This is a genomic window from Enterobacter cloacae complex sp. HYC080_NIDB (genome assembly GCF_056673325.1).
In genome coordinates this window covers 1,404,183-1,416,599 of record NZ_CP114212.1, presented here as the reverse complement: position 1 = coordinate 1,416,599, position 12,417 = coordinate 1,404,183, and the positions used below count along the sequence as shown (strand labels likewise).

At 57.0% G+C, this 12,417-nt stretch carries 10 protein-coding genes and 1 pseudogene; 2 read left to right on the top strand and 9 right to left on the bottom strand.

Features of this window, described 5'->3' with window-relative positions; translation table 11 throughout:
• Positions 1-5: 5 nt before the first annotated feature.
• On the top strand, positions 6-923 hold the full coding sequence (gene rbn / locus O1723_RS06760; protein ID WP_014884630.1) for a ribonuclease BN: 918 nt from the start codon (positions 6-8) through the stop codon (positions 921-923).
• Between the two features lie 64 nt (positions 924-987).
• Positions 988-1,992: a chemotaxis protein gene (locus O1723_RS06755; protein WP_014884631.1), complete on the top strand. Its 1,005-nt coding sequence runs from the start codon at positions 988-990 to the stop codon at positions 1,990-1,992.
• Between the two features lie 93 nt (positions 1,993-2,085).
• Here O1723_RS06755 and nuoN read toward each other — a convergent pair.
• From nuoN to nuoC, 9 genes and pseudogenes are all read right to left on the bottom strand, one after another.
• Positions 2,086-3,372 (bottom strand): annotated as a pseudogene (nuoN, locus tag O1723_RS06750) (NADH-quinone oxidoreductase subunit NuoN); the annotation flags it as partial.
• Between the two features lie 203 nt (positions 3,373-3,575).
• Positions 3,576-3,878 (bottom strand): NADH-quinone oxidoreductase subunit NuoK, encoded by a 303-nt coding sequence (gene nuoK, locus O1723_RS06745; protein WP_003861496.1) that lies wholly within the window; start codon positions 3,876-3,878, stop codon positions 3,576-3,578.
• Positions 3,875-4,429, bottom strand: a complete 555-nt coding sequence (gene nuoJ / locus O1723_RS06740; RefSeq protein ID WP_008500212.1) for an NADH-quinone oxidoreductase subunit J — start codon at positions 4,427-4,429, stop codon at positions 3,875-3,877. Before nuoJ ends, nuoK begins: the two co-directional genes overlap by 4 nt.
• 10 nt (positions 4,430-4,439) lie before the next feature.
• Entirely contained in the window at positions 4,440-4,982 is a 543-nt protein-coding gene (nuoI, locus tag O1723_RS06735) for an NADH-quinone oxidoreductase subunit NuoI (RefSeq protein ID WP_003861491.1), read from the bottom strand.
• A gap of 13 nt (positions 4,983-4,995) precedes the next feature.
• Positions 4,996-5,973, bottom strand: a complete 978-nt coding sequence (gene nuoH, locus O1723_RS06730) for an NADH-quinone oxidoreductase subunit NuoH (RefSeq protein ID WP_248190596.1) — start codon at positions 5,971-5,973, stop codon at positions 4,996-4,998.
• The gene (gene nuoG, locus O1723_RS06725; RefSeq protein WP_248190599.1) at positions 5,970-8,693 is read right to left on the bottom strand and encodes an NADH-quinone oxidoreductase subunit NuoG; all 2,724 of its coding nucleotides are present in this window, start codon (positions 8,691-8,693) and stop codon (positions 5,970-5,972) included. Before nuoG ends, nuoH begins: the two co-directional genes overlap by 4 nt.
• Positions 8,694-8,747: 54 nt before the next feature.
• The gene (gene nuoF, locus O1723_RS06720; protein WP_003861487.1) at positions 8,748-10,085 is read right to left on the bottom strand and encodes an NADH-quinone oxidoreductase subunit NuoF; all 1,338 of its coding nucleotides are present in this window, start codon (positions 10,083-10,085) and stop codon (positions 8,748-8,750) included.
• Positions 10,082-10,582 (bottom strand): NADH-quinone oxidoreductase subunit NuoE, encoded by a 501-nt coding sequence (gene nuoE, locus O1723_RS06715; protein ID WP_014884636.1) that lies wholly within the window; start codon positions 10,580-10,582, stop codon positions 10,082-10,084. The genes nuoF and nuoE overlap by 4 nt, the downstream gene beginning before the upstream one ends.
• A gap of 2 nt (positions 10,583-10,584) precedes the next feature.
• Positions 10,585-12,387, bottom strand: a complete 1,803-nt coding sequence (gene nuoC / locus O1723_RS06710) for an NADH-quinone oxidoreductase subunit C/D (protein WP_014884637.1) — start codon at positions 12,385-12,387, stop codon at positions 10,585-10,587.
• Positions 12,388-12,417: the final 30 nt, after the last annotated feature.

Genomic DNA, 12,417 nt, shown 5'->3' with positions numbered 1-12,417 from the left:
GCATTATGGAACTGATTTTTCTGGGGACGTCTGCTGGCGTGCCAACCCGATCACGAAATGTGACCGCGATACTGCTGGATCTTAAACATCCCACCCGTGGCGGACTATGGCTGTTTGACTGTGGTGAAGGGACACAACATCAGCTTTTACATACCGCTTATCACCCCGGCAAGCTGGATAAAATTTTCATCACTCACCTGCATGGCGACCATCTTTTTGGCCTTCCCGGTTTGCTTTGCAGCCGCTCAATGGCCGGTAATGCCAACCCGCTGACGATTTATGGGCCTGTGGGGATCCGGGAATTTGTTGAAACCGCGCTACGCCTCAGCGGCTCCTGGACCGACTATCCGCTTGAGGTCGTTGAGATTACCGAAGGCCTGGTTTTCGACGATGGGAATTATCAGGTCACCGCCCGACCGCTTAATCATCCGGTGGAGTGCTATGGCTACCGCATTGAGGAACACGACAAACCCGGCGCACTGGATGCCGCCGCGCTCATCGCCGATGGCGTAAAGCCTGGACCGCTGTTCCAGCGCCTGAAGCACGGACAGCACGTTACGCTGGAGGACGGGCGCATCATCAACGGCCAGGATTATCTCGCCGCACCGCAGCCGGGCAAAAAACTGGCCATTTTTGGCGACACGGCACCGTGCCCTGCCGCCGTTCAGCTTGCTCAGGGCGTGGACGTGATGGTGCATGAAGCCACGCTGGAGACGGCGATGGAAGAGAAAGCCAACAGTCGGGGCCATAGCTCAACGCGTCAGGCGGCGCTGCTTGCCCGTGACGCAGCTGTCGGCAGGCTCATTATCACCCATGTCAGCTCGCGTTACGACGCTCGGGGGTGCGAAAGCCTGCTGGCAGAGTGTCGGGCGCTGTTCCCGGAATGTGAGCTGGCCGAAGATTTCGCTAAGGTCAGCGTTTAGCCCTTCATTTTTCCCTCAGGATGCCGATAACGATTAAAAGGCCAGCATTTCTCTCGAGGGTAGAATGGATAATTTCCAGAAAGATATTGATGACAGGGCGAATCTGACCCTGTCGAACCGTTTTGAACTGTTGCTGTTCCGTCTTGGCACCTCTCTGAACGACAACAAATCCGAGCTGTTTGGTATTAACGTTTTCAAGCTGCGCGAAATTGTACCGATGCCGGAGTTCACGAAACCTGCCGGCATGAAGTCTCCGCTGATGGGGATGGTGAATATTCGCGATCAGGTGATCCCGGTGATCGATCTGGCCGCCGTGGCGGGCTGTAAACCCACCACCGGGCTGAACATCCTGCTGATTACCGAATATGCCCGCAGCGTGCAGGCGTTTGCCGTGGAGTCGGTTGAGAACATCATGCGTCTGGACTGGAAGCAGGTGCACGCGGCGGAAACTGCCGTCAGCGGGCGCTACATCACCAGTATTGCCTGCCTGGACGAGAAGGCCGATACCAACGAACTGGCGATGGTGCTGGACGTTGAGCAGATCCTGTATGACATCACCCCGGCGAACCACGACCTGCACGCCACGAATCTGAAGACCACTAAATTCAACATCAAGCCGGGTTCTGTGGCGATTGTGGCGGAAGATTCCAAAGTGGCGCGCTCGATGCTTGAGAAAGGTTTGCAGGCGATGGAGATCCCGGCGCAGCTGCATATCACCGGTAAAGATGCGTGGGAAAAAATTAGCCTGCTGGCCGCTCAGGCGCAGGCCGAAGGTGTGCCGATCACCGATAAGATTGCCCTGGTGCTGACCGACCTCGAAATGCCGGAGATGGACGGTTTTACGCTGACGCGCAAAATCAAAACCGACCCGGTACTGAAGGATATTCCGGTGGTGATCCACTCTTCCCTTTCCGGCAACGCCAACGAAGACCATATTCGCAAGGTGAAGGCGGACGGGTACGTGGCGAAGTTTGAGCTGAACGAGCTGTCGTCGGTGATTGAAGAGGTGCTGGATCGCTCGATGAAGAAGATTGATGGGCCGTTGATTAGCCGCAAGCAGCTGGCTTAGGTCTGGTGCGGGCTGGTGCCCTCACCCCGTCCCTCTCCCACAGGGAGAGGGAGAAAACCATAAAAAAAACCCGCCGAGGCGGGTTTTTTGTTTTTACATCAACGGCATCGCTCGCTGCACGATATCAATCAGCGGCTGCGGATAGATACCGAAGATCAGCACCAGCAGGGCTGAGATAAGCACTACGATACCACCGGCGCTGTACTGCCAGTTAGATGGCGCATCGCGGTTGAGCTGCTGAGGCGCGCTCAGGTAGAGGCTCACGGCAACGCGCAGGTAGTAGTAGAGACCAATCGCGGAACCGATAACCACACCGGCAGTCAGCCACCACAGGTGTGCCTGCACACCGACGGCCAGCACGTAGAATTTACCGATAAAGCCCAGCGTCATCGGGATACCCGCCAGAGAGAGCATCATCACGGTCATGACCGCGGACAGGATCGGACGGTGCCAGAACAGACCACGGTAAGAGAACAGTGAGTCGGCATCCGGGCCACGGTATGGGCTGGACATCAGGCTCACCACGCCGAAGGCGCCGAGGCTGCTGAACAGGTAACCGGCCAGATACACGCCCACGGCTTCCATCGACATTTCACCGCTCTGCAGCGCAATCAGCGCCACCATCAGGTAGCCCAGATGAGAGATGGACGAGTAGCCCAGCAGACGCTTGATGTTGGTCTGGCTCAGCGCCATCAGGTTACCGAAGATGATGGAGACGAACGCGATGATGCCCAGCACCACGCGAACCGCTTCACTGTCACCCACCGGCGCGTACAGGAACAGACGCATGACCACACCGAAGATAGCGATTTTGCTCGCTGTCGCCAGGAAGGTCGACACCGGCGCAGGCGCGCCCTGGTATACGTCTGGTGTCCACAGGTGGAACGGAACCAGTGAGAGTTTAAAGCCAAGGCCTACAATCATCATGCCCAGACCCGCCAGCAGCATGTTGTTGCCTGCAGCGAAGTGCGCTGGCGCCAGTTCCACCATTTCGCGGAAGTTCAGCGTGCCCAGTTCGTTGTAAAGAATGAACAGCGCGAAAGCGAGGAAGACGTCACCCACGCGGGTCACGACGAACGCTTTCATGGCCGCTGCGCCATTCTTCGGCTCGGTGTAGTAGAAGCCAATCAGCAGGTAAGAACACAGACCCACGCCTTCCCAGCCCAGATACATCAGCAGCAGGTTATCGGCCAGCACCAGAACCACCATGCTGGCGATAAACAGGTTGGTGTAGGCGAAGAAGCGGGAGTAACCCTCTTCACCGCGCATATACCAGGAGGCGAACATGTGGATCAGGAAGCCAACGCCGGTGACCACGGAGAGCATGGTCAGAGACAGACCATCCAGCACCAGGTTGAAGCCGATGTTGAAATCACCGACCGACATCCAGGTCCACAGCGGCACGCTGAAAGGCTGACGTCCGTTGTTAAAGAAGTCGATCCCCGCATACGCTGTGACCAGCGCAGCCAGACCGATTGAGCCAATGCCCACGGTCGCAGACAGATTCTCAGACCAGCGGCCGCGAGAAAACGCCAGCAGCACGAAGCCAATCAGCGGAAAAATAATGGTTAAGGCAAGCATGTTCATCCACGCAACTCACTTACTGAATCGATGTTCAGATTCTGGCGGCGACGATGGAGCTGCAGCAACAGCGCCAGGCCAATACTCGCTTCGGCAGCCGCGAGGCTGATGGCGAGAATGTACATCACCTGACCATCGGTCTGGCCCCAGTAGCTTCCGGCGACCACGAAGGCCAGCGCGGAAGCGTTAATCATGATTTCCAGACCGATCAGCATAAACAGCAGATTGCGGCGGATAACCAGACCGGTCAGACCCAGAACGAATAAAATCGCAGCGAGGATCAGTCCATGTGTTAAGGGGATCATGCGCGCTCCTCCGTTTTTCTTTTCGCGCGGTCGTCAGTGCGGTTGCTCAGCACCTCGCCAGCACGCTCTTCGCGACCAACGTGGAAAGCAACCACCAGGCCTGCCAGCAGCAGCATAGAGGCCAGTTCCACCGCCAGAACGTATGGGCCAAAGAGCGTGATACCCACCTCTTTAGCGCCGATCGGCGTGCCGTCGATGCCCTGATCGTTCACGCCCAGAATGGCGTAAACAATCACCACCAGCATGATGGCCGACAAAATTGCCGGGCCAATCCACACCTGCGGTTTTAACCACTGACGTTCCTGCTCAATTTCAGAGCCGCCCAGGTTCAGCATCATCACCACGAACACGAACAGCACCATAATGGCCCCGGCGTAGACGATGATTTCCAGCGCACCGGCGAAGTGCGCGCCCAGTGCGAAGAACACCCCGGAGATAGCCAGCAGCGAGATGATTAAGTACAGCAGCGCATGCACCGGATTGGTGTGCGTAATCACTCGCAGCGTAGCCAGGATGGCGATAAGGCCACAGATATAAAAAGCGAATTCCATTGCCCTCTCCTTACGGTAACAGGCTCTTGACGTCGATAGGCTTAGCTTCGTTCTCTGCTTCGCCCTTATCTTTGCCGTCGATTGCCATACCCGCCATCCGATAGAAGTTATATTCCGGGTATTTGCCCGGACCGGAAATCAGCAGATCCTCTTTCTCGTACACCAGGTCCTGACGCTTGTACTCACCCAGCTCGAAGTCTGGAGTCAGCTGAATCGCCGTGGTTGGGCACGCTTCTTCACACAGACCGCAGAAAATGCAGCGTGAGAAGTTGATGCGGAAGAACTCAGGGTACCAGCGGCCATCTACCGTCTCTGCTTTCTGCAGAGAGATACAGCCGACCGGACACGCTACCGCACACAGGTTACAGGCAACGCAGCGCTCGGAACCGTCCGGGTCGCGCGTCAGCACGATACGGCCACGGTAGCGCGGCGGCAGATATACCGGCTCTTCCGGGTACATCCGGGTTTCGCGTTTGGCAAACGCGTGCAGGCCGATCATCCAGATACTGCGTACCTGGGTACCGAAGCCTACCAGTAATTCTTTTAAGGTCATGGTCTATAGCCCCTTATGGCTGCTGCCAGAGAATGGCAGCTGCCGTTACCAACAAGTTGACGAGCGTCAGCGGCAGGCACACTTTCCAGCCGAAGGACATTACCTGGTCATAACGTGGACGCGGTAACGCTGCGCGAATCAAAATGAACATCATCATGAAGAACGCGGTTTTCAGCGCGAACCAGATGAACGGCGGTAAGAACGGGCCATGCCAGCCACCAAAGAACAGCGTTACCATCAACGCGGAAATGGTGACGATACCGATGTACTCGCCCACGAAGAACAGACCGAACTTCATACCGGAATATTCGATGTGGTAACCGTCGGCCAGTTCCTGTTCGGCTTCTGGCTGGTCAAACGGGTGACGGTGACACACTGCCACGCCCGCGATAGCAAAGGTAATAAAACCAAAGAACTGCGGGATAACGTTCCAGATGTCAGCCTGGTTGTTGACGATGTCGGTCATGTTGAATGAACCGGCCTGCGCCACCACGCCCATCAGGGAGAGTCCCAGGAACACTTCGTAGCTCAGCGTCTGCGCGGAAGCACGCATCGCACCCAGCAGCGAGTATTTGTTGTTACTGGACCAGCCTGCGAACAGGACCGCGTAAACCGCGAGGCCTGCCATCATCAGGAAGAACAGAATGCCGATGTTCAGGTCAGCGACCACCCAGGTCGGGCTAACGGGAACGATAGCAAATGCCAGCAGCAGCGAGGTGAAGGCGATCATCGGAGCCAGCGTAAAGATCACGCGGTCCGAGAAGCGCGGGATCCAGTCCTCTTTAAAGAACATCTTGATCATGTCCGCGACCAGCTGGAGTGAACCACCCCAGCCCACGCGGTTCGGTCCGTAACGGTTCTGGAACAGACCGAGCAGACGACGTTCACCGAAGCTCATGAACGCGCCGCAGGTGACCACCACCAGCAGGATAACAATCGCTTTCAGAATGCTCAGCAGGATGTCGATAAGATCCGGCGTTAACCAACTCATGCTTTTGCCTCCTGCAGATTATCAAGACGCGCACCCGCCAGAACCGGCGCGATGCCTGGCATACCCATCGGCAGACCCACCTGCCCTGCTGTCAGACTTTCAGAGATAATCAGCGGCAGGCTGATGGTCTGGCCGTCATAGCTAAAGGCAATGTTCGCACCCGCGTTAACGCCAAGCTTTGCGGCATCCGCCGGGTTGAGCTTGATGTACGGCTGCGGCATACGGGTCTGGAAGACAGGTGAACGCTGGGACAGCTCGTCGCTACCGAAGAGATGGTAGTACGGCGCAATACGCCAGCTACCGTCCTGGGCCTGGAAGCTTGCTGGCACGGTCGTGAAGAAATCCAGACCGGTTTCAGACGCTTCAATCAGACGCACGCCCGGATCGCCGTGGCGCAGGGAACCGCCCACTTCAGCCTGGAACTTGTTCCACGCCTGCGGGGAGTTCCAGCCCGGAGCCCATGCGAACGGGATTTGCGAACGCGGCGCAGACGGCTGGTTGTTCCCTTCCATTGAGAAGGCGAACATGGTGTCTTTATCCTGCGGCTGACGCGGTTCGTGTACGCTGATGTTGGCACGCATTGCGGTACGGCCACTGTAGCGGTGCGGTTCACGTGCCAGTTTCTGGCCGCGAATACGGAAGCTTGCTTCAGGGGCTGCATCTTTAATGCCCGCCAGCTGAGGCAGTTTTTCCACCACCGCGTCGATAACGTGGTCAAGCTGCGTCCAGTCCACTTCACGGCTCTGTACGGTGCTGTGCAGGGAGTGCAGCCAGCGCCAGCTTTCCAGCATCACGGTGTTGCTGTCGTAGTACGCCGGATCATAGACCTGGAAGAAACGCTGTGCGCGACCTTCGTTGTTGACAACGGTACCGTCACTTTCTGCGAAGCTTGCCGCAGAGAGCACCAGGTGTGCTTTGTCCATAATCGCGGTGCGCTGATGGTCGATGACCATGACCAGCGGCGCTTTGGAGAGCGCGGCGTCAACGCGAGCGGCAGAAGCATGGCGATGCAGGTCATTTTCCAGCACCACAACGGCATCCGCAGAACCAGACTCCAGTTCGCTTAACGCCGCTTCCAGCGAGCCGCCGCCAATAATACCCAGACCGATGCTGTTCACCGCACGGGCAATCATGGTCACACCAACATCTGCACCACGGCCTTTCAGCGCTTTAGCCACGTTAGCTGCCGCCTGAATGATCTCCGCGCTACCGGCGTTGGTACCGGAAATAATCAGCGGTTTCTTCGCACCTGCCAAAGCCTGAACAATCACGTCAACCTTGTTTTGCAGATCGCGATCCAGTTCAACGGCGGGAGAGTTGTTGTCCAGCGCGTGGGCGATGGCAAAGCCAAGGCGTGCCTGATCTTCAACCGGCGCGCAGTAGGTCCACGCAGCGATATCGTCCAGACGGGTGTTGTCGACGTTGGTCACAAACAGAGGATGCTTCGCACGCTGACCGATGTTCAGGATCGCCGCAATCTGCCAGTCAGCCACTTTCTGCGCCGCAGCCATTTCACGTGCTTTTCCTTTCACCGCCTGACGAACCGCCAGAGCCGCGCGTGCGCCGGTCTGAGTCAAGTCTTCACCCAGCACCAGAACCGCATCGTAGGATTCAATTTCGCGCAGCGCAGGGGTATGAATACCGCCTTCACGCAGCACTTTCAGAACCAGCTGCAGACGTTCCTGCTCGCCCTCGGCGATGCCGGTATAGAAGTTCTCAGCCCCAACCAGCTCACGCAGCGCGAAGTTGCTTTCGATGCTGGCGCGCGGGGAACCGATACCGATCACTTTCTTAGACTGACGCAGAATATCTGCCGCGCCCTGCATCGCCTGCTCAGCGTTCAGGGTAATGACATCATCGCCACGGCGCTGAACCGGCTGACGCGGACGGTCTTTCAGGTTCACATAGCCATAGCCGAAACGACCGCGGTCGCACAGGAAGTAGTGGTTAACGGTACCGTTGTAACGGTTTTCGATACGACGCAGTTCGCCGTAACGCTCACCCGGGCTGGTGTTACAGCCGAGGGAACACTGCTGGCAGATGCTAGGCGCAAACTGCATGTCCCATTTACGGTTGTAACGCTCGGAGTGGGTTTTATCCGTGAATACGCCGGTCGGGCAGATTTCTACCAGGTTACCGGAGAACTCGCTTTCCAGCGTTCCGTCTTCCGGGCGACCGAAGTAGACGTTGTCATGCGCGCCATACACGCCCAGATCCTGACCGTCTGCGTAGTCTTTGTAGTAACGCACGCAGCGGTAGCAGGCGATGCAGCGGTTCATTTCGTGAGAGATGAACGGCCCCAGATCCTGGTTACGGTGGGTACGTTTAGTAAAGCGATAGCGACGGAAGCTGTGACCGGTCATTACGGTCATATCCTGAAGGTGGCAGTTACCGCCCTCTTCACAGACCGGACAGTCGTGCGGGTGGTTGGTCATCAACCACTCCACCACGCTTTCGCGGAACTGTTTGGCTTCTTCGTCATCAATCGAAATAAAGGTGCCTTCGGTGGCTGGCGTCATACAGGACATCACCAGGCGACCACGCGTGTCTTCCGCGTTTTGATATTGCTTCACCGCACACTGGCGGCAAGCACCGACGCTGCCCAGCGCCGGATGCCAGCAAAAGTACGGAATATCGAGGCCAAGAGACAGACAAGCTTCCAGAAGGTTGTCCGCCCCGTTGACTTCGTATTCTTTGCCGTCTACATGAATCGTAGCCATTAGCATGCTTCCAGTTGGCTCGGTCGTAACCGAGCGTTAATCAAAATTCTGTCTTTACCAGCGTGCTTTCAGCAGGTTCGGCTGAATCCCATTGATAGAATGGGTATTGCTGAACGGCTGCTTGATGCCTGCTTCGAATTCGTCGCGGAAATATTTAATCGCGCTCTGCAGCGGCTCGACGGCACCCGGTGCGTGGGCACAGAAGGTTTTACCAGGGCCAAGGAATCGACACAGTTGCTCAAGTGTCTCGATATCGCCCGGCTGACCTTCGCCGCGTTCGATAGCACGCAGGATCTTCACGCTCCACGGCAGTCCGTCACGGCAAGGTGTACACCAGCCGCAGGACTCGCGGGCAAAGAACTCTTCCAGGTTACGCACCAGCGAAACCATGCCGATCTCGTGGTCGACGGCCATCGCCAGCGCCGTACCCAGACGGCTGCCTGCTTTACCAATGCTTTCGAATTCCATTGGCAGGTCAAGATGGGCTTCGGTCAGGAAGTCTGTCCCTGCCCCACCTGGCTGCCAGGCTTTGAATTTCAGGCCATCACGCATGCCGCCCGCGTAGTCTTCAAGAATTTCGCGTGCGGTGGTACCGAACGGCAGTTCCCAGACACCCGGGTTTTTCACGCGACCGGAGAAGCCCATCAGCTTGGTACCGGCATCCTTACTTGAAGAGATGCCCTGATACCACTCCACGCCGTTGGCGAGGATAGCCGGAACGTTACACAGGGTTTCAACGTTATTGACGCAGGTCGGTTTACCCCATACGCCGGAGCTTGCCGGGAACGGTGGCTTGGAACGCGGGTTCGCGCGGCGGCCTTCCAGGGAGTTAATCAGCGCGGTTTCTTCACCGCAGATATAACGCCCTGCACCGGTGTGCACGAACAGTTCAAAATCAAAGCCAGTGCCCAGGATGTTTTTACCCAGCAGGCCGGCTTCGGTGGCTTCGGCAATCGCGCGACGCAGGTTTTCCGCCGCTTCGATGTACTCACCGCGCAGGAAGATGTAGCCACGGTAGGCTTTCAGCGCAAACGCGGAGATCAGCATGCCTTCCACCAGCAGGTGCGGCAGCTGTTCCATCAGCAGGCGGTCTTTATAGGTGCCCGGCTCCATTTCATCAGCGTTACACAGCAGGTAACGGATGTTCATGGATTCGTCTTTCGGCATCAGGCTCCACTTCAGACCGGTGGAGAAACCTGCGCCGCCGCGGCCTTTCAGACCCGACTCTTTCACCGCGTTAACGATGTCGTCCGGCGCCATGCCGCCAAGGGCTTTACGCGCACCGGCATAGCCGTTTTTGCTCTGGTATTCGTCAAGCCATACCGGCTGTTTGTCATCACGCAGACGCCAGGTCAGCGGATGCGTCTCAGCAGTACGAATTACAGTTTTCATTTGTACTGCTCCAGCAGGTCAGGAATCGCTTCCGGCGTCAGATGGCTGTGAGTATCCTCATCAATCATCATGGTCGGCCCCTTGTCGCAGTTACCCAGGCAGCAGGTTGGCAGCAGAGTAAAGCGACCATCGAACGTGGTCTGGCCCGGCTTGATATTGAGTTTCTTCTCAATGGCAGCCTGAATGCCCTGATAACCGGTAATGTGGCAGACCACGCTGTCACAGTAGCGGATCACATGGCGGCCCACCGGCTGACGGAAGATCTGACTGTAGAACGTGGCTACACCTTCTACGTCACTGGCCGGAATACCCAGCACTTTTGCGATCGCGTAGATCGCCCCATCCGGCACCCAACCACGCTGTTTCTGTACGATTTTCAGCGCTTCAATGGACGCCGCACGCGGGTCTTCGTAGTGGTGCATCTCGTGCTCAATGGCGGCACGCTCTGCGTCACTCAGCTCAAAAGCCTCGGTTTGTGGTTGTTGATTCTCGTGCATAATTAGCGGTCCACATCTGACATAACAAAATCGATACTACCCAGATACACAATCAGGTCGGAGACCAGACTGCCGCGAATAGCGGACGGGATCTGCTGCAGGTGCGCAAAGCTCGGCGTACGCACGCGGGTACGGTAGCTCATGGTGCTGCCGTCACTGGTCAGGTAGTAACTGTTAATACCCTTGGTCGCTTCAATCATCTGGAAGGATTCTTGCGCCGGCATGACCGGGCCCCAGGAAACCTGCAGGAAGTGAGTGATCAGGGTTTCGATATGTTGCAGCGTGCGCTCTTTCGGTGGCGGCGTGGTCAGCGGGTGATCCGCTTTGAACGGGCCTTCCGGCATATTGTTGAGGCACTGCTCAAGGATGCGCAGACTCTGGCGCAGTTCTTCCACTTTCAGCATCACGCGGGTGTAGCAGTCGGAAACACCGCCGCCCACCGGGACTTCAAAGTCGAAGTTCTCATAGCCAGAGTAAGGACGGGCTTTACGCACGTCGAAATCAATACCGGTCGCACGCAGACCTGCACCTGTCGTCCCCCACTCCAGCGCTTCTTTTGCGCCGTAGGCAGCAACGCCCTGGGAACGGCCTTTCAGGATGGTGTTGCGCAGTGCGGCTTTCTCGTAAGAGGCCAGACGTTTTGGCATCCAGTCAAGGAATTCACGCAGCAGACGATCCCAGCCGCGCGGCAGATCGTGTGCCACACCGCCGATACGGAACCAGGCCGGGTGCATACGGAAACCGGTAATCGCTTCCACCAGATCGTAGATTTTCTGACGATCGGTAAAGGCGAAGAAGACCGGGGTCATCGCGCCGACGTCCTGAATGAACGTGGAGATGTACAGCAGGTGGCTGTTAATACGGAACAGTTCTGACAGCATTACGCGAATCACGTTAACGCGATCCGGCGTAACGATACCCGCCAGTTTCTCAACGGCCAGCACGTAAGGCATTTCGTTGACGCAACCGCCGAGGTACTCGATACGGTCGGTATACGGAATGTAGCTGTGCCAGGACTGACGCTCGCCCATCTTCTCAGCACCACGGTGGTGGTAACCGATGTCAGGAACGCAGTCGACAATCTCTTCGCCATCAAGCTGAAGAATAATACGGAATGCACCGTGCGCAGACGGGTGGTTCGGACCGAGGTTGAGGAACATGAAGTCCTCGTTTTCGGTACCACGCTTCATGCCCCAGTCTTCCGGCTTGAAGGTCAGTGCTTCCATCTCCAGATCCTGCTTGGCTTTGGTCAGCTCAAACGGGTCGAATTCGGTTGCACGTGCCGGGTAGTCTTTACGCAGCGGGTGGCCGGTCCAGGTCTGCGGCATCATGATGCGCGTCAGATGTGGGTGGCCGTCGAAGGTCATGCCGAACATTTCCCAGGTTTCACGCTCATACCAGTTCGCGTTCGGGAAAAGTTTGGTGATCGTCGGCAGATGCATGTCGTTTTCAGACAATGCCACCTTGAGCATGATATCCGTGTTGCGGTCTATTGAGATCAGGTGGTAGAAAACGGAAAAATCCGCAGCAGGGAGACCCTGGCGGTGAGTACGCAGACGCTCATCCATGCCGTGTAAGTCAAACAGCATGACGTAAGGTTTTGGCAATTTCTTGAGGAAATCGACCACTTCCAGTAATTGTTCACGCTTCACCCAAACAACGGGTACCCCGGTGCGGGTCGCCTGAACGGTAAAGGCATCCGGCCCAAAACGGTTGCGCAGTTCGCCAATGACGGGGTCATCCAGATGATCCCGTGTCTGCCATGCGGCTTCTTGCGCGGTTAAGTCGGTCATATTGTTCACCATTGCAAATGGTCCGTGGTGACTGTTAAGCCT